General features: G+C 56.7%; 13 protein-coding genes and 1 pseudogene. 11 read left to right on the plus strand and 3 right to left on the minus strand.

What is annotated here, in order from left to right:
- Positions 1–38: 38 nt before the first annotated feature.
- The 5 genes from B3605_RS00140 to B3605_RS00160 all read left to right on the plus strand — a co-directional run bounded on the left by B3605_RS00140 (position 39) and on the right by B3605_RS00160 (position 7,137).
- Positions 39–1,469: a sugar ABC transporter ATP-binding protein gene (locus tag B3605_RS00140; RefSeq protein WP_296431473.1), complete on the plus strand. Its 1,431-nt coding sequence runs from the start codon at positions 39–41 to the stop codon at positions 1,467–1,469.
- Entirely contained in the window at positions 1,462–2,463 is a 1,002-nt protein-coding gene (locus B3605_RS00145; RefSeq protein WP_112943925.1) for an ABC transporter permease, read from the plus strand. The genes B3605_RS00140 and B3605_RS00145 overlap by 8 nt, the downstream gene beginning before the upstream one ends.
- A gap of 5 nt (positions 2,464–2,468) precedes the next feature.
- Positions 2,469–4,187, plus strand: a complete 1,719-nt coding sequence (locus B3605_RS00150) for a CocE/NonD family hydrolase (protein ID WP_162726907.1) — start codon at positions 2,469–2,471, stop codon at positions 4,185–4,187.
- 240 nt (positions 4,188–4,427) lie between these two features.
- Positions 4,428–6,227, plus strand: a complete 1,800-nt coding sequence (locus tag B3605_RS00155) for a glycoside hydrolase family 15 protein (protein WP_113009666.1) — start codon at positions 4,428–4,430, stop codon at positions 6,225–6,227.
- Between the two features lie 214 nt (positions 6,228–6,441).
- On the plus strand, positions 6,442–7,137 hold the full coding sequence (locus B3605_RS00160; protein ID WP_112974151.1) for an ROK family protein: 696 nt from the start codon (positions 6,442–6,444) through the stop codon (positions 7,135–7,137).
- Positions 7,138–7,242: 105 nt separating this feature from the next.
- Here the strand turns inward: B3605_RS00160 and B3605_RS00165 are convergent, their stop codons facing one another.
- Positions 7,243–7,512: a hypothetical protein gene (locus B3605_RS00165; RefSeq protein ID WP_112974152.1), complete on the minus strand. Its 270-nt coding sequence runs from the start codon at positions 7,510–7,512 to the stop codon at positions 7,243–7,245.
- A gap of 385 nt (positions 7,513–7,897) precedes the next feature.
- On the opposite strand from B3605_RS00165, the pseudogene B3605_RS00170 reads away from it, so the two are divergent.
- The 6 genes and pseudogenes from B3605_RS00170 (at position 7,898) to B3605_RS00195 (ending at position 16,083) form a co-directional block, all read left to right on the plus strand.
- Positions 7,898–9,134, plus strand: a pseudogene (locus B3605_RS00170) (MFS transporter).
- 450 nt (positions 9,135–9,584) lie between these two features.
- Positions 9,585–11,942, plus strand: a complete 2,358-nt coding sequence (locus B3605_RS00175) for an Orn/Lys/Arg decarboxylase N-terminal domain-containing protein (protein WP_112974154.1) — start codon at positions 9,585–9,587, stop codon at positions 11,940–11,942.
- A gap of 21 nt (positions 11,943–11,963) precedes the next feature.
- Positions 11,964–12,524, plus strand: coding sequence for a GNAT family N-acetyltransferase (locus B3605_RS00180; protein WP_112974155.1), 561 nt, complete (start codon positions 11,964–11,966; stop codon positions 12,522–12,524).
- Positions 12,525–12,964: 440 nt separating this feature from the next.
- Positions 12,965–13,156, plus strand: coding sequence for a CsbD family protein (locus B3605_RS00185; protein ID WP_112974156.1), 192 nt, complete (start codon positions 12,965–12,967; stop codon positions 13,154–13,156).
- A 54-nt stretch (positions 13,157–13,210) separates the two neighbouring features.
- Positions 13,211–13,555 carry a hypothetical protein gene (locus B3605_RS00190; protein ID WP_183795862.1) on the plus strand — a complete coding sequence of 115 codons (345 nt, stop codon included), beginning with the start codon at positions 13,211–13,213 and terminating at the stop codon, positions 13,553–13,555.
- Between the two features lie 623 nt (positions 13,556–14,178).
- Positions 14,179–16,083, plus strand: a complete 1,905-nt coding sequence (locus tag B3605_RS00195) for an AI-2E family transporter (RefSeq protein ID WP_113009623.1) — start codon at positions 14,179–14,181, stop codon at positions 16,081–16,083.
- A gap of 99 nt (positions 16,084–16,182) precedes the next feature.
- Here the strand turns inward: B3605_RS00195 and B3605_RS00200 are convergent, their stop codons facing one another.
- Together B3605_RS00200 and B3605_RS00205 are read right to left on the minus strand one after the other, a co-directional pair.
- Positions 16,183–17,220: a fatty acid desaturase gene (locus tag B3605_RS00200; RefSeq protein WP_113009624.1), complete on the minus strand. Its 1,038-nt coding sequence runs from the start codon at positions 17,218–17,220 to the stop codon at positions 16,183–16,185.
- A gap of 419 nt (positions 17,221–17,639) precedes the next feature.
- Positions 17,640–18,260, minus strand: coding sequence for a TetR/AcrR family transcriptional regulator (locus B3605_RS00205; protein ID WP_112974158.1), 621 nt, complete (start codon positions 18,258–18,260; stop codon positions 17,640–17,642).
- Positions 18,261–18,284 lie beyond the last annotated feature (24 nt).

Consider the following 18,284-nt stretch of genomic DNA (forward strand, 5'->3'; position numbering starts at 1 on the left):
TCCGGAAATCGTTCGGCCCGGTCGAGGTTCTGCATGGCGTGGACCTCGATCTCGCCGGCGGCACGATAACAGCGCTTCTTGGGGAAAATGGCGCCGGGAAGTCTACCTTCGTGCGCATTCTGGCCGGAGACCACCGGCCAGACGAAGGAACGATAGCGGTGGATGGCAAGGCGTCATCTTTCCATAGCGTCAGCGATGCAAGACAAGCTGGCATAAGGCTGATTGCCCAGGAGATCGCAGACGCACCTACTCTAACGGTTGCCGAGAACATCGTTCTCGGCGCCTGGCCAACCAAAGGCGGGCTCATTGATCGACGCGCGGTGCTGCAGATGGCACGAGAGGCACTCGACCTTCTCGGCGCTGAACTGCCGCTGAAGGCGAAGGTCGCAAACCTTCGCCTCGGCGAGCGCCAGATCATCGAGATCGCGCGCGCGACGATTGGCGCATCGAAATGCATCATTTTCGACGAGGCGACGGCAGCACTCTCGGACGCGGAAGCGCGCAAACTCTTCCAGTTGATCCGGCGCCTGGCCGAACGCGGCGCGGCTGTTCTTTACATTACCCACCGTCTCGACGAGGTCTTTGCCCTCGCAGACCGGGTCTGCGTTCTGCGCGATGGCCGTGTTTCATTGGATCGCCCAACCGTTCAGGTCAATCAGGAGCAGGTGATCGAGGCGATGGTGGGACGGGCAGTTGCCCATGCCCGTCATTTGCTTGCCGCCCCCGCGTTGGCGACCAACCCGGTACTTGAGGTCGCTCATCTCGGCTCGGATGCTTTTTCGGATATCTCGTTCACGCTGAGACCCGGAGAGGTTCTCGGCATGTACGGCAAGGTCGGCTCTGGGGTTCAGGAGCTCTCAGCGTCCCTGGTTGGGGCGCGACCATTCGACAGCGGCACGCTTTTCGTCGACGGACGCCCAAAGCACTTCCGGCACCCCGCCGAGGCGATCGCCGCCTCGATCGGCCATTTGCCGGCTGACCGCGCCAGTGAAGGACTGCTGCGCACCATGACATTGGCGGAAAACCTTTCGGCACCCAGTTGGTCGAGATTGGCCAGGCACGGCATACTGAGCGGCGAGCGGCTGAGTTCCGCCTATGCCCGATGGCATCGTGAACTTCGCGTGAAAGCGGATCCCTCCGGCAATCAGACCATTACCGAGCTGTCTGGCGGCAATCAGCAGAAGGTTCTTCTCGGTCGTTGGCTTGAGGCAGGTTCGAGAATCCTCGTACTCACAGAACCGACGCGTGGTGTTGATGTCGGCGCCCGCCAGGAGATCTACCGCGTTCTCGCTGAACTGGCGGCCAAAGGCCACGCAATCATTATCGCGACCTCCGACTACGAAGACATCAATGCAGTGGCCAGCCGGGCACTGATCCTGGTCCGTGGACAGATTGTCGCGGAAATACCCCACGAGAAAATTTCGACTGAAACCCTGACCGAAGCCGCGGGAGGCGGTGTCCATGCATGACAATCTGCATTCCAAGGCGATGACAGCCATGACAGATATCGATCCAGCCCGCGATAAAACCCCGCTCTGGAGAAGGGCTCCGGAATCGGCGGCGCTGCTCGCTTTCCTATTGGCAGAGATTGTCTTCTTCTCGCTCAGCTCGCCATACTTTCTGACCTGGGGCAATTGGGTCAATGTGATCACTGCCCTTTCGATCACCGGCGTTCTCGCCGCCGGTGGAACGATGTTGCTTATTGCTGGTCAATTCGATCTATCGGTAGGCAGTGGCGTCGCCTTTGTCGCGCTGGTAATGGCGCTGACGGCAAACAGTATTGGGGTCGTACCGGCGAGCGCGCTCGCCTTGCTCGTCGGCATGGCTATCGGGGTCATCAACGGCTTCCTCGTTACCAAGATCGGCGTCAATGCGCTGATCACGACACTTGGGACCCTAGCGATCTTCCGAGGGCTGACCCAATCGATCGGTGGTGGCAAGAACCTGCTGATATCGAATTTCGACTGGGCAATCTGGCGACCGTTCCTCAACATCCCGGTTTCCGCACTCGTCTTTGTGCTGGTGGCCATCGTCGTCGGGATAGCTCTCAAACGCACGGTCTTCGGCCGGTCCATCTATGCAATCGGGGCCAATGAGAACGCTGCCCGCTTGGTCGGCATCAAAACGAAGCGCGTGGTCTTCCTGAGCTTTCTTCTATCCGGCGCCTTCATAGGTCTCTGCGGGCTCATGAGCGCCTCGCAGCTTGGATCGACGTCCGGCACGACCGGTCTCGGCCTGGAGCTTGCCGTCGTCACGGCGGTCATTCTTGGGGGAACTTCGTTGAAGGGCGGGACCGGCACGATGTTTGGCACAGTCATCGGCCTGCTGATTGTTGGCGTCTTGAACAATGGGCTGACGCTGATGAACATCAATTCGTCCTGGCAGCAGGCCGCTACCGGCATCCTGCTCATTCTCGCCGTTTCCTTCGACCAGCTTCGGCAGCGTCTCGTCGGGGGGCGTTGAGAGCGATGCAGGCGACATTCAAGCTGCTTGACAACGTGGACGTAACGATGCGCGACGGCGTCGTCCTGAAAACCGACATCTGGCTTCCGGCAACGGAGAGAGCCAGCCCGGTACTTTTGCAACGGACACCTTATCGAAAGGAGACGCCCTTCGGGTCGCAGTATATTTCGGCGCTCGAGTTTCAAACGGCGCTTCGTCGCGGCTATGCTATCGCGATACAGGATACGCGTGGGCGTTACCAATCAGGCGGCGATTTCGTCCCTTTCGAATTTGAAGGATGCGACGGCGCCGATACGATCGGCTGGCTTCGGTCGCAGCCGTTCTGCAACGGAAACGTCGCGATGTTCGGCGCATCCTATGTCGGCGCCACGCAGGTGCTAGCGCTGTCCGAAAACCCACCCGGTCTATCAGCGATCGCGCCACAGCTCACAACGCTCCGCCACGACGACACTTGGATGTACCGCGGCGGCGCCTTGGAACTGGCATTCACGCTGTTGTGGATAATCGAGTCGCTCGGCCCCGATCACCTCCAGCATCGATTGAAGGCAATGCCGCCGGGTGCGCGAGAACGCGCATTGGCTCTTCTCCAGCGTCTCCAACGGGACCCAGCATCGGCATTTGATCGGCTTCCCGTTCTCGATAGTGCATTGAGCGAGCTTGCACCCTACGTGCGTGAGTGGTTTGATCCAGAGGCAATAGGCGGCGAACGGACTATCGAGGCCGGTGGCTGGGCACAGCACAATAAGACACCAATGCTGACCGTTGCAGGCTGGAACGACATCTTTCTCGAAGGATCCCTTGAGCTTTTTGCAAAAGCCAAGTCGAGGTGGCCGGATCACGGATACATGCCAGACCGCCTGATCATTGGCCCATGGTCACATGGAAATCCGAGCGATTGGCAGGGAAGCGAATGGTTGGGCTATGCGGCCTCTACTGTCGATCTTCCTGAAGAAAACCTCGCTTTCTTCGACGACATACTGACGGGCCGCGAACCAGCTTCACCAGTGGTCCGCTATTTTCGTTCAGGATCGAATAGCTGGCATGCAGCTCCGGACTGGCCTTTGCCGGGCACGACCCTGGTCTCTCATTTTCTAAATTGCGAACGTAACAGCCTGGATACGCTGCCGGCATCAACAGCAAGCGCCAGCTTCGTTTCTGATCCTCGATCGCCAGTGCCAAGCGCCGGTGGCGCCACATTTCTTCCCGGGCTTCTGCAGGGACGAAATTCCGGTCCGATTGAGCAATTCAAGGTCGAAGCGCGAGATGATGTAATCGTATTCACCGGCCCGCCCTTGCGAGACGATTTGGACGTAACTGGTCTTGTGTCAACAAATCTCTGGGTAACGTCCTCTGCTCCTACTTGCGATTGGACTGCAAGAGTGTGTGAGGTCGATCTAGAGGGCCGCAGTGTCGGTGTCGTAGATGGTATCGCTCGGTGGAGACCGACTGCGACTGGCGAGGGGCCAGTCGAGGTCACGATCCGTCTCGGTCATATCAGCCGCCTGTTTAAAAAGGGACATCGCTTGCGTCTGCAAATTGCATCCTCAAATTTCCCGCGATTTGACCGTAACCCTCAATCCGGCGTGCCCTCGACGCTCGCCGATGAATCCAAGTTCAGGACTGCCACTCAGCATGTTTACTCAGGAGCGGCATTTCCAAGCTGTCTGAAGCTGCCGATAGTAGAAAGTGCGCACTCATGGTCGTCGCTTTCAGGGTCGAATTAAATGCTTTGTCGCTTTTCCCATCATCTTGAATTACTCGCCTGTCGCTCGCTTATACCAGGTTGGGTTTGATCATCTTGATGAAAATCTGACCCGAAATACGCGCTATAGACATCTAGGAATTGATGCCCTGGATCTGCTAGGCGTCCGGTGCAGATTGATGCCATAGCGGATGCAGTGGCAGTTGACGATCTCCTCAACGCGCTAGTTAGAAGCGGGTTAAGCAGAAGATCGGAGTCTAGATTGAAAGCCAGGATTGAAGACTATGCCCTGATCGGAGACTGCGAAACAGCAGCTCTTGTGTCCCGCGAAGGATCAATCGACTGGCTATGCTTCCCCCGATTTGACTCTCCCGCCTGCTTTGCAGCCCTGCTGGGAAACGAAGAGAATGGCAGATGGTCCATCTCCCCGTCCCAAAAATATCGCTCCGAACGGCGATATCAGAAAGACACGCTCATTCTGGAAACGACTTTCGAGACAGAAACCGGCGTCGCGGTCGTGCGTGATTTCATGCCGCTTCGAGATGGTGTGAATGACTTAGTTCGAATTGTTGAGGGCATAAGTGGCCACGTGGCGTTCGACTTTGAGCTTGTGATCCGCTTCGACTATGGGCGGACAGTGCCATGGGTGACACAGACCAAAGGCGGGACACTGACAGCCATCGCCGGTCCGGATATGCTTGTCCTCACCTCTCCTATCGAACTGGAAGGAGAGGACTTGAAGACGAAGGCATCTTTCGAAGTCTCAGCTGGCCACCAGCTTGCGTTCACACTCACATATTGCCCATCCCACCTGAAGATGCCGACCGCCGCAAAGATTGAAAACGCCATCCGAGAGACAACCACTTTCTGGGAGGACTTCGTCGCCAAATGCCCCGATGTTGGCGAGTGGACCGAACAGGTCAAGCGTTCGCTCATCACGCTCAAAGCGCTCACCTTCATGCCGACTGGTGGGATCGTGGCGGCCGCGACGACCTCGCTTCCAGAGCAGCTCGGCGGGACGCGTAATTGGGATTATCGGTATTGCTGGCTTCGCGACGCGACCTTGACGTTGATGGCATTTATGAAGCTTGGCTACTACGATGAAGCCGCCGCGTGGCGTAACTGGTTGCTGCGTGCGGTTGCCGGGTCGCCTCACCAGATGCAGATCATGTACGGTGTGGCCGGTGAACGAAACCTGATGGAGTGGGAAGCAACCTGGCTCGAAGGATACCGGGATTCCACTCCAGTCAGGATTGGGAATGCTGCGGCCGAGCAGTTTCAGCTCGATGTGTATGGCGAGGTCGCAGATGCCATGACACAAGCCATAAGGGGTGGTCTTCCCCCGCACCCCCGTGGCAAGTCGCTTAATTCCGCGTTGATCCCCTTCCTTTCAAAGGTCTGGCGCGATCCCGACGAGGGAATCTGGGAAGTCCGGGGCGACCGACAGCACTTCACATACTCGAAGGTCATGGCCTGGGTTGCTTTTGATCGTGCCTGCTGGATGGCGACCGAGGCTGGCGATCTGCAAGCTGCAAAGGAGCTGCGTGCTACCGCCGATGAAATCCACCGCGAAGTCTGCGAAAAGGCATACGACAAGACTATAGGGAGCTTCGTCCAAGCCTATGGATCAAAGACCCTCGACGCCAGTGTGCTGCACATAGGGCTGGTCGGCTTCCTGCCCGAAGATGATCCACGATACCTTGGGACCGTTGCAGCAATAGAGAACCGGCTTATGCGTGACGGACTGGTTCTGCGCTATGAGACAACCGAGGTTGAGGATGGATTGCCACCAGGCGAAGGGGCGTTCTTGGCGTGCAGTTTCTGGCTCGTAGATGCTCTTAGCCTGATCGGACGTCAGGAGGATGCCAAGACGCTCTTTGAAAGGCTTCTACGAGTTTGCAATGATGTGGGCCTGCTATCTGAGGAATACGATTCACATCAAGAAGCAATGCTTGGCAACTTTCCCCAGGCTTTCAGCCATGTCGGCCTCATCAACAGTGCCCTCAATCTGGCCCGTCGGAAAGGCCCGGCAGACGAGCGATCAGAGACTCAGACAAGCTGAAACCCAACACGGGCGCTGCCGCAAATCGCCCGCGCCTTCTCGAACCTCATGAGAAAGGAGCGTGATCTCTGTCTAAGCGCGTATCACGCACGGATATCTCGTCGTCAAAATGCACAAAGACAGACTGTGACGGCTCCTTGTCTCGCAGTAGCCCTTGATAATTCGGGGAACCCAACGAGATCTATCCAACCAGTCGCACAACGCAGGAAGCTTGATGACACATACCAAGGTTGACCAGGTCGCGGACCAACAAGTTCTTGCCGTCGATATCGGCGGAAACCATATCAAGATAATGAAGGATGGCTACGACGAGCGCAAAGTGAAGTCGGGGGCTTCATTGTCTGCGAAACACGCAGTCGACGCTATCAAACAACTCTCTGAGGGGATTTCCTTCGACGTTCTGTCGATTGGCTATCCTGGCCCGGTTAAGAATAATCGACCGTCACTAGAGCCTGTCAACCTTGGTCCCGGCTGGAAGGATTTCGATTTCGCTGAGGCGTTCGGAAAGCCGGTTAAATTGGTCAACGATGCACTAATGCAAGCGATTGGCAGCTACGAAGGCGGTAGGCTGCTTTTCCTAGGCCTAGGAACAGGCTTGGGTTCAGCGATGGTTATCGAAAATGTTGGGCAACCACTTGAGCTTGCTCACTTGCCATACAAAAAACACGGCACTTTTGAGGATTACGTGGGGAGGCGCGGCCTCGAACGCAGGGGCGCGAAGAAATGGAAAGCTTCTGTTTTTGACGTTGTTGCTCGTTTGCAGGCGGCTCTCCTGCCGGACTACATCGTAATCGGTGGAGGTCAGGTCGATGAGTTGGACGAGCTGCCAGATGGATGCCGCCGTGGTGACAATCGGCTGGCGTTTGTCGGCGCGAAGCGGCTATGGAGTGACGCGACTATTATCCAATGACGTCGGTTACCGCTATTCCGCTAGGAAAAAGGGGCAAACTTCTGCCCCGACATCACACATTGGCCAGCGTAATTGGAATTTGATTTCATTCGGTCAGATCGCATGTCATGGCTCGATTTTCCGTCCGCCGAAGAAACGGTCCCTCTCTGTCATGGCCGCATGCCCCGAAGCGTACAAGAATGAGATTGCTTTCTGGATGTCAGAAAGGGCCTTCACAGATCGTTGCGAGATATAGTCACCGTCCGCATCCACGTTTTGTTGCAACGCTCTCCCGCAAATTGCAGCGAGCTTATCCACCTCAGGTGCGATGCTGTAGAGCTGTTGTATGATGGCGTCCAAGTCAACCTTCGCACGCTCAGACATCCTATCTGCCATTTCAAGCCTCCTGGATTTACTCGGGTTGGCGGCATCTCAAGCTAAGAGCTTCGGGAAGTAGGAACCAAACGGTCGATGGAAAGGGATCGGGCAATCTGTGTTTCTCCGTTGGAGAACATGATCCCCGATCCTTCCTGTCGTCCTGACAAACGGAAGTCCAGGCTCAACTACCGAGAGAGGCGTCAAAAAGAATCAGCGCGGCGAACTCGCAAGCAGACGAGGCATACCTCAAGTCGGCCTAAACAACGACACAGAAAGGTCGGTGCAGAGACAGGGGGCGCCCGGCCAATCTTGCGACAGTGTCGACGGAGGGGCTCGACGGGTCCACTTTGCTTCATTAAACAAATCGGGAGGGAGTGGGGCTTCTAGCCCATTGGAGGAAAGAATGAGCGTTTCGGAGACGGCGCCGTCCGTCGTTTCACAGCCACGTGTGCATCTGCTGGTCCTGTTGTCGTTGGGCCTGTCTCACCTCTGCAACGACACCATCCAGTCGCTTACCCGCGGTCTACCCCATATTGAAGTCCAATTTCTCGCTCGACTTCATGCAGATCGGCATCATAACGCTGGTGTTCCAGATTGCAGGCGCGTTGCTGCAGCCAGCAATCGGCCTCTACACTGACCGCCATCCTCTGCCCTACTCGGCCGTATTCGGAATGGCCTTCACGCTCGCGGGCCTGATCAGCCTAGCCTATGCATCATCATATGTACTAATCTTGGTATCAGTAACGCTCGTGGGCATCGGCTCATCAATCTTCCATCCGGAAGCTACGCGCGCTGCACGTTATGCCTCTGGTGGGAGACAAGGCCTGGCGCAAGGCATCTTTCAGGTTGGTGGACAGATAGGTGGCGCCCTTGGTCCGCTCTGCGCGGCCATCTTCATCGTGTCGAATGGCAGGCACAGTCTAGTCTTCTTCTCATCAATGATCTTGCTCGCCATGCTTCTTCTTGGATGGAGCGCTCGTCAGTATTGGTCGATCCAGTCCCAGTTCGAGGCCGCGGCCCGCAGTTCAAATGCCAAGGGCGGGCGAAAGGAGCACTCTCGCGGGACCGTCACCATCGGCCTCATTGTTCTGACGCTGTTAATGGGATCGAAGCTGACCTATCTTGAAAGCTTCCGGTCCTTCTACACCTTCTACCTGATCGACCGCTTCGACATATCTGTGTCGACATCCCAGTTGATGCTGTTCGTATTCTTCATCTCTTCGGCTGCAGGCGTCCTACTTGGCGGCATCGTAGGGGACCGGATGGGCAGATATCGGATTATCTGGATTTCGATCCTGGGGCCGCTGCCCTTGACAATGTTGCTGCCCTACGCCGATCTTTTCTGGACGGGCGTACTCACGATTGGCATCAATCTTGTCATGGCAAGCGCGTTTGCCTCCATAATGATTTACGCGATGGATCTTGTGCCCAAGCGTATTGGTCTGATTGGCGGCATGTTCTACGGACTAAACTTCGCAATTGGTGGTATCGCCGCGGCATTTCTGGGCAGCCTGACTGACAAGATCGGAATCGAAGGGGTTTACCAGATCTGCTCATTCATTCCAATTGCAGGCTTCTTGGCAATCTTCCTGCCACGCCTTGCCCCAACCCTTCCTAGTAAAAGAAACCCAAAACCGTGAAACGGCTGCGCCATAGCTGCCTGCGAACAGACATTCACGCTCCAGTCTGGCCGTGTCGACTGGACAGCTATGGGAAATGCCCCTGCGGCCGCATAGAATAGCTTGATATTTAGAGCTACCGAGCCGAAGAGGCGCAAGTCATCGTCTGCCACCTGTAAACGTTTTTCTGCAGTTGACTCTTATTGCGAGCGCCGGAGAACGAGGGCTCGAATTTTATCCGTCAAAAGCGGAGACGGTGGGCGCACGCGTCTCTTTTGCGCGCGATTATATACGATGCAACTTAGTAAATTGCAGCTTCCAAAAACCCGACGGTCGCCGCAGGAGTGAGGGGCGGTTGAGGTTCTGAGCAAACATTTCTTTCCTGCTCTTACTGGTGAACTTCCCGCCATTGTCACAGCACCGTCATAAAATAAGGCGACATCTTGCGTCCGATTAATCTTGGATGCTGGCATGGATTATTTCAGACGCTTTAACTTCCTGTTCGCAACGCCCTCTTTCGACAGCGATGACCTGGAAGGCGTTCGTTACAAACAGATTATCCAAGAGATTGAGCGTTCCGGCTTTGAAGTGGTGCGTGCCCGCAATCTGGATGACGCCGAGATCGTCGTCCAGACCGACGCCGCCATTGGCTGCATGATGGTCGACTGGGGCAAGAAGGGTCTTGAAGGCAAGACCTCTCACCTAATAAACCTGATGCGCCGCCGCGGACTGGATTTCCCTATCATCCTGCTAATCCGCGGCAAGCGTTTCGAAGATGTGCCCGTCGAGGTGCTCGACTTCATAGATGGCTATGTTTTCTTGTCTGAGGAAACACCTGCTTTCATCGCGAAAAACCTCATCAGCCGTCTTAAACAATACGCCGAAACGCTGAAGACACCTTTTTTCGGTGCGCTTGTCGACTATGCCGAAGAAGGCAACCATCTTTGGACCTGTCCCGGGCATAATGGCGGCGTGTTCTACAGTCGTAGCCCGATCGGCCGCGTGTTCATGGAGCACCTCGGCGAAGCTGTATTCCGCGACGACCTCGACAATTCCGTGCTCGACCTCGGTGACCTACTGACCCACGAGGGACCAGCGCTGGCGGCGCAGAAGGAAGCAGCGAAAATCTTCGGTGCAGAGAAGACCTATTTCGTGCTCAACGGAACATCCACTTCAAACAAGGTTGCACTTTCCGCCCTTGTTACGGATGGCGACCTCGTCCTGTTTGACCGAAACAACCATAAAGCCGCTCACCATGGCGCGCTCATGATATCGGGTGGCATTCCCATCTATCTGCCGACCAAACGCAATGCGCACGGTCTCATTGGCCCAATTGACTATGCGTCACTGGACGAGACGGCACTGCGAGAGCGCATTCGAGCCAATCCTCTCGTCAAGGATACTGATGCCTGGCAAAAACCGCGGCCATTCCGCGTCGCCGTCGTCGAGCAATGCACCTATGACGGCACCATCCATAATGCAGAGATGATCCTTAAATCCATCGGTCACCTTTGCGACTACATTCTGTTCGACGAAGCCTGGGCCGGGTTCATGAAGTTCCACCCACTTTATGCCGGTCGTTTCGCCATGGGGCTTGCCGATCTCGGCCCGGACTCGCCCGGCATCATCGCCACCCAGTCTACCCACAAGCAGCTTGCTAGCTTTTCCCAAGCGTCGCAGATCCACATGAAGGATCGCCATATTGAAGGGCAGAAGCGGCGCGTGGAGCATCGGCGTTTTAACGAAAGCTTCATGCAGCACGCCTCCACCTCGCCCTTCTACCCATTGTTCGCCTCTCTTGATGTCGGCGCGCAGATGATGAAGGGCCGGTCCGGCGAAGTTCTGTGGGACGATACGATCCGCCTCGGGATCGAACTTAGGAAGAAAATGCGCGCCGTACGCCGGGAATTCGAGGAAAAGGAACCACGTGCAGAACGTCGATGGTTTTTTGAACCATTCGTTCCTGATCGGGCTTCGATCCCGGATGTTGCAAGCCCCGGCGCCTCGCACGATGTGCCATGGGAGAGCATTGCCACCGACCAACTGGCCACAAACCCGGCATTTTGGCACTTGACCCCCGGGGCACCCTGGCATGGTTTCAGCGGCATGGAGCAGGGGTTTGCCATGACGGACCCCAATAAGTTGACGGTGCTGACGCCCGGCTTCGACCGCAAGACAGGTCTCTATTCCGAACACGGTATTCCTGCCCCGATCGTGGCGCAATATCTTCGTGAGAACCGCATCGTTGCTGAGAAGAATGACCTCAACTCCTTGCTCTTCCTGCTGACACCCGGCGTCGAGGCCAGCAAGGCAGGGACCCTGATCAGCGGGCTTGTCGCGTTCAAGAAGCTGCATGACGACAATGCGATGCTGGAAGAGGTGATCCCGGAGTTCTACCGCCGGCGTCCAAGCCGCTATGCCGGCGTGCGTCTGCGCGATCTTTGCGGTGATCTGCACCGCTTCTTCCGCGATGCCAATGTCAGCGCCCTGCAGGCGAAGCAGTTTTCCGCCGCCCACCTGCCGCCAATGGCCATGTCGCCGCACGACGCAGCACGCAGCCTGGTGCGCAATGATGTCGACTACTTGCCGATCGATGAGATCGCGGGGCGCATTGCGACCACCCCGTTTGTGGTCTATCCGCCTGGGATCGCGACCATCGTCCCAGGCGAACGCCTGACGGACGCAGCAAAACCGATGATCGACTATCTCAAGATGTTCGAAACCTGCTTTAATGCCTTCCCGGGGTTTGATGTCGAGATCCAAGGTGTCTATCGCGAGACAGATGCATCGGGCCGCGTTCGGCTCTACACCTATGTGGTCGCGGAATAATTGCGCACGCCAGGATCGACAATGGAACAGGACAGCGGATTAACCATTCGCCCTTCACGGGACGCGGATGTGGAACCTATGCTAGCGATTTATCGTCGGCATATTCGTCGAGGGGTCGAGGAGGGTGTCGACGACAGCGATACGCCGGAGCCGGATGACCTGCGCGAGCGGCGCAAGAATCTGAAGAGCCGGCGCTTTCCGCATATTGTTGCGACCATCAACGGGACCGTGGTCGGCTATGCATATGTCGTGCTGTTTCGCAAACGCCCAGCCTACCGGTACACCGTCAAACATTCGATCTATGTGCATCACGATCATATTGGCAAGGGGGTCGGAAGTCAGCTCCTCCACGGGCTGATCGACGCCTGTGCTGCGGCAAGGTTCCGACAGATCATCGGCTACATTGACGCCGATAACACGGCGTCGCTTGCCCTGCACGAGCGCTTCAATTTCGTGCGCGTCGGCCTATTGCCGGCCGTCGCATACCGCTACGGCCACTGGGCCGACAGTGTGATGGTGCAGCGTTCGCTGGGGACAGGTTCGACCACACCGCCTCCCCCGCCGCCCTTATCCACTCGCTGAAGGCTTGTGACCGGGATCTTTTCAATGTTGCCGGAGTTCAGGCCTGCTGGAGTTCAGAGTGATCTTAGGACTATCGGGCTACCACGACATGATCTGAAGAAGTCGCGCGACACCACCTGGCCGGCTTGCGAGCCTAGCTAGCAGTTGATCTTTTGTCGGCAGATCACCCGCATCGCGGCCTGTTGCAAGCGACAACGCCTCGGCGAAGTTTCCAGCTCAATCACGCACATTGAACAATGCCTCGTCAACGAGGCGAGGCAAGCTGTTGAACTTATCGTCCGCTAACTTTGGAGAGTTGTCTACTCCCGAAGCTGACCGCCGCGATGCAGCGCGCATATCGCGACCGATCGAACAGCTATTTTTACAGCGGTGTCGCCAACCCGTGGAACGAAATATCGACCTGCGCTTTTCTCAGGAACCCGAACCGAGGAGATCCAAGCATGGGAAGCACAGCGGACAAAATCAAAGGCACGGCAAACGAAGTCGCAGGTAAGGCCCGCCAGGCCGCGGGCAAGGCGGTCGGCAATCACGAAGAGCACGTCAAGGGAAGCATTCAGGAAGCCAAGGGCAAGGCCCAGGTAGCAAAGGGCGATGCTAAGGACGCTGTGAAGAAGGTCGTCGACAAGGCTTGATGTCCACCGATGTATCAGCCCGCGCTAGTGCGGGCACTTCTTTTGGGAAAGCTAATGAAAATCAGAAAACTGATTGTTTGGAGCGTGGGATTTGCAGTGTTTTCGTGGAGCGCACAGGCACAGGGCCAGGCGCCTGCTGATCCGGCCGTCGACGCATGTAAATCGACCGGATTGCTCGCCCTTCAGGAGCGTTCGCCGGAAATAACCGACCTCGTTCTCGACATTGAAAGTCTTGCGGTCAGCAAGGCGGATACCAAGGTCGGCGATGTACCAGTGAAGACAGTCGTCCTTGGCGAAGCGTACATCAGTCGCAAACAGCAGACAGGCAAACCCGACCGCTTCGTTTGCCTCCTCGGTGAAAAAGGCAAGGTCCTGCTCACCTTCTTCACGGCGCAATAGACGTGGCAGAACCCCCGAAGTTCGATCGCAGGCCAGACCAGACGCCCTACCAGGGTCGGCGAACTCCCGACTCCGGAAAGAAACGGGGGATATCTATCTGGTCTGTGATAGGGCTGGCTCTCTTCATTGTGATGCTGGCGTTGCTCGTCTTCGACACCTGGCGCGGATGATTAAGTTTAGCCACCAAGTCCAGATTATCTTTTGGAAGGCGTCGGCGATAGTCGTCATTCGCATTCAAAATCATTCAAAGCGAGCTATACAGCTTTCAGTCCTACCAAGCAAAGAAGCGACTTGGTAATCGACTAGTCCGTTCAAGTGGCAGCGATCCGTGAGATGACTGCTACCGCCTTTGCTTTCGATGAGTGTTGCTGCTTCCGAAAATCAAAGTCGGATTGCATGGGGTGGCCGTCGGCAGGGGTGAACCCTCTTGGCGGTACTCATTGGGAAACGGTTTCTCATCCCTTCGATCGAATAAAACTCGGCACGGCTCCTGAGTATGTTTTCATGTGCCGGCTCGATTAAGAACATCGACGCTTTATTTCACAGTCACTAACGGACCATCGGCGGTACTTCACGAGATATGGGAGCGGCAATTGGCTGTGCAGAGATCGAACGCAACCAGCATGTCGGGCATTACTCCAACCCACGGCAGCCTGACCAATTCGACGATCTCCGGTCGAACGGTTCTGATCTTAATTGGCGTGGGTGCATTATTGCACATCGGCCAGGAAGTCTTCGTGCCGCTGGCCCTGGCTTTGCTGCTGACCTTCACGCTGGCGCCGATCGTCAATTTCCTGAGAAAACGTCACGTCCCGAAGATCGCGTCCGTTTTGCTGGCGGTGGCATCCGCCTTTGTGACAATCGCGCTTTTCAGCTTCGTCGTGGCTACCCAGGTCGCCAACCTCGCCGACAACATCCCGACCTATCAGCGTAACATTGTCGCAAAGGTCGACGCTCTGACCCAGGCCGGCTCCGGAAGCGGCGTACTGGATCACCTGAGCAAGGCTGTCGAGCGTATTGGTAACGAGCTCAAAATCCGGGCGAACGAAAGCCAGGACATGCCGACTGCTGCAGCACAAAGACCCGAACCTATTCCCGTCGAGATCGTGACGCAGTCAAACCCGATAGAGACACTTGGAAGCTTCATCCTACCGCTCGTCAGTCCATTCGCCTCAGCGGGCCTTGTCATCGTGCTCGTCATCTTCATGTTGCTCGAACGCGAAGCCCTGCGTGACCGTTTCATTCGGCTCGTCGGGCTGGGTGATCTCCACAAGACGACCTCTGCCCTACAGGACGCTGGTAAACGGGTCGGCAAATACTTGCTGATGCAGTTGGTGGTGAACTCTCTCTACGCCATCCCGATTACGATCGGCCTTTGGGTTCTAGGCATTCCAAACGCGATCCTCTGGGGACTTCTTACGCTGGTGTTGCGCTTCGTTCCCTATATCGGACCGGTGATCGGAATGATCCTGCCGCTATTTCTGGCACTCGCCATTGCGCCGGGTTGGTCGCTTGTTGCTTGGGTCGCGGGGCTGTTTATCGTGACAGAACTGGTCAGCAACAATGTTGTGGAGCCCTGGCTCTATGGCAGCCATACGGGACTTTCGCCGCTTGCGATCATTGTCTCGGCAATTTTCTGGTCGTGGCTCTGGGGGCCTGTCGGCCTGATGTTATCGACCCCTCTGACTGTCTGTCTCGTCGTGCTTGGTCGCTATGTCCCACAGTTCAACTTCCTCGACGTGCTACTGGGCAACGAGCCTGTCCTCGAGCCACAGGAAAAGCTCTATCAGCGTCTCCTCGCCGGTGATCCCAATGAAGCCACCGACAACGCCGAACAGCTTTTGGAGGAGGAATACCTCGTGGATTATTATGAGAAGGTTGCACTTCCGGCGTTGATTCTGGCTGAAACCGATCGCCAGCGCGGTGTGATGACGCGGGAACAGATAGCCCTGTTCGCATCGACCACGCGGACACTCATCGATAACCTCGCCGAGATCGCGGTCGAAGAGGAGAACGAGGAAGAAGACGAGTCTGCGGCGAATGGGAATGGCGCCACTGTTGGTCAGGCGCTTCCAGATGGCGAAGGACATACCGTGCTTTCGATCGGCGGTCGTGGGGCGATCGACGCGGCAGGAGCGGCTATGTTGTCGCAACTACTGTCAATTCAGGGAGCAGAGCTCATTGATGTGCCGCAGGCCTCGACCGACGAGGGCCCTACTATGCCCCCCGTCGGCGTCGCCGATACCGCGATCATCACATTTCTGAATGGAAACTCAATGTCTCATGCCCGCCAGATTGTTCGACGCTTGAAGCGTCAAAAGCCGGGTCTACGTGTCGGCGTCATGATGCCGACCGCAAATGGACAAGCATACCCTCAAATTGAAGCAGACGACGTAAACGCGGATTTCGTCTGCACAACAATGAGCGACGCCATCAGAGGTGCCCTGACAGATACAGGTCCAGCCCGGCCAGAGGTGGTGGTCAAGAAGTTGGCACGACCAAGAGTTCGGCGCGCGGCAAAAGCGTGAACGTTGACGTGTCGGCTCCCGATGCGCGCCACTTTCGCGCCGCCTGAAAACAGTGTCGTGAGGCGAATAAAATCGCCTGCAGCACGCATCAAGCCGCTATTAAAGCGCTGGCAATTTCCGGGCTTCCCGGAAAGAGATAAGCCGGCCTCGCCGCTCATCCCACAGCGCAAGTCGCACGCACCCGAAGCTTTCCCATAACGTTATGCGGCCAATGCCCGCCAATTCAGGATGAGCGCGCAGTACTTCTGGAAGTCGGTAGTATGGAATACGACTAGCGAGATGATGAATGTGGTGAACGCCAATATTCCCCGTCAGCCATCGAAGCACCAGCGGGAGGTCATAGTGTGAAGCGCCATGGAGAGCGGCTTTAGGAAATTGCCAGTCGTCTGCCTTTGACCAATGCGTTTCCTCAAACTGGTGTTGTACGTAAAACAGCCAAACGCCGGCAGCTCCCGCCAACAAGACAACAGGAAGATGCACCAAGAGGAACGGTACGAGCCCAACAAGCCAAATTGTCGATGCAGCGACGAGCGCGATCGCCAGATTGGTTGCCATCGTCGACACCCAAGGCAAGACTTCGGCTTTCATCATACCAATCGGCAGCCGTTGTTTCAGAAGGAATACCCAGATCGGGCCGATACCGAACATTACAACAGGATGCCTGTAGAGCCGGTATCCAAATCTCTTCGCCGGAGAGAGGGCGTGATACTCGTCGACAGTGAGTGTGGCGATGTCACCCACCCCGCGTTCGTCAAGATTGCCAGCAGAGGCATGGTGCTCGGCATGAGCTCGCCGCCAGTAGTCGTAGGGCGTAAGGGTAAGAACGCCAATTACACGCCCCGTCCATGTGTCCAATCTTCGCCGCGCGAAGAACGAGCCGTGCCCGCAGTCGTGCTGGATCATGAAAAGCCGCAGGAGAAAGGCTGCCGCAGGCAGAACAAGCACGCTGCCCAGCCACCAGCCTTGCATGATAAAGATGCATGCTCCGGCCCAGAACGCAGCGAACGGGACAGCCGTTACCACAAGCTCAAATACGCTGCGACCAAATCGAGGCTGCCGGTACTGCGCCATAATCTTGATCCAAGCGCCGGTCGTATCCCGGCTTGGTGAATTTGGTTTGTAATTTTGAGAGTTCATTTGATCCAGCGTTTTTGTGCGCAGTACGGGACTTCCGGGCCCAGACCACGATTTAAATGTTCTGCCATTAGGCTCGACCTACCTTACGTGCCGCCTCATCTACTACGGCGTGGGAAGCGAAACCATCCATTTTCTCTATCGGGCTTGCGCGTCGGTCCGTCTCCTGTGTCCGCGCCGCCGCTGTCAAAGGGTGGCAGTTTCAACTGCGACATACTGATTTCGGCGTTCGGAAACGGTAAGGAAAGGAACCTGGGGGTCGAGCATTCTTGAGCTTCTGCGGTTTCGATAATGGATGGGCCCCAGCCAGGGAAATGTGCCAAAAATTTGCGTCGCGCTATTCTTCGGGCTTCGCATCGCAGCAAGTGTACGCGGATGTGGAAACTTGCTCGAACAAATAACAAGCCGCCAATGGCCGCGCCTCACCGATCCCCACCCCAATTACCATGGCTCTTCAATCCCCAAACCATCTGGCGGATGAGTTGGTGAAGCCGTTGAGGCTCCATATCGAGCCGGCCGGTGAGCAAGCGACTCCAGGCGAAGCCGGCCAGGAGTTCGATGGTGAGTTCCGGATCGGCGTCGGCGGAGATCTCGCCACGGCGCGTCGCGCGGCGCACGAGTTCGGCGGTCTGGTCGATGCGTTCGGCCATGTAGGTTCTGAGTGCTGCTGAGGTCGTGGCGTCGCTCTGGGCCTCAGCGAGGACAAAGCGGAAGATCGAGCCTGCCTCGCTGTCGCGCCAATAGTCGAAGAGCGCGGTGACGAAGGCGAACAGGTCACTTTCGATTGTGCCGGTATCAGGAACGGGTTCCACGTGCTTCTGATCATGGTAGACGTCAAGCAGAAGTGCGGCGCGCGATGACCACCAGCGATAGATCGTCGGCTTGCCGGCGTGCGCGCGCCTGGCGACGGCCTCGATGGAAAAACCGCTCAATCCCATCTCGCGCAGAATGTCGGCGGCAGCCTTCAGGATCGCTTCCTGGCTCGCCGGATTGCGCTGCGCGCCGATCGAGGTGCGTCGCCCGGCTATCACTGTCGATGTCACGAAACTCCTCCCTTATCCCTAGCT

Origin of the sequence: Rhizobium sp. UBA1881 (assembly GCF_002338015.1) — a bacterium.
Classification (GTDB): domain Bacteria; phylum Pseudomonadota; class Alphaproteobacteria; order Rhizobiales; family Rhizobiaceae; genus Rhizobium.

Excerpts from the sequence above, each read along its gene's own strand:
- B3605_RS00145 (WP_112943925.1), top strand. The coding sequence starts at position 1,462 with ATGCATGACAATCTGCATTCCAAGGCGATGACAGCCATGACAGATATC.
- B3605_RS00150 (WP_162726907.1), top strand. The coding sequence starts at position 2,469 with ATGCAGGCGACATTCAAGCTGCTTGACAACGTGGACGTAACGATGCGC.
- B3605_RS00160 (WP_112974151.1), top strand. The coding sequence starts at position 6,442 with ATGACACATACCAAGGTTGACCAGGTCGCGGACCAACAAGTTCTTGCC.
- B3605_RS00165 (WP_112974152.1), bottom strand. The coding sequence starts at position 7,512 with ATGGCAGATAGGATGTCTGAGCGTGCGAAGGTTGACTTGGACGCCATC.
- B3605_RS00175 (WP_112974154.1), top strand. The coding sequence starts at position 9,585 with ATGGATTATTTCAGACGCTTTAACTTCCTGTTCGCAACGCCCTCTTTC.
- B3605_RS00180 (WP_112974155.1), top strand. The coding sequence starts at position 11,964 with ATGGAACAGGACAGCGGATTAACCATTCGCCCTTCACGGGACGCGGAT.
- B3605_RS00185 (WP_112974156.1), top strand. The coding sequence starts at position 12,965 with ATGGGAAGCACAGCGGACAAAATCAAAGGCACGGCAAACGAAGTCGCA.
- B3605_RS00190 (WP_183795862.1), top strand. The coding sequence starts at position 13,211 with ATGAAAATCAGAAAACTGATTGTTTGGAGCGTGGGATTTGCAGTGTTT.
- B3605_RS00195 (WP_113009623.1), top strand. The coding sequence starts at position 14,179 with ATGTCGGGCATTACTCCAACCCACGGCAGCCTGACCAATTCGACGATC.
- B3605_RS00200 (WP_113009624.1), bottom strand. The coding sequence starts at position 17,220 with ATGAACTCTCAAAATTACAAACCAAATTCACCAAGCCGGGATACGACC.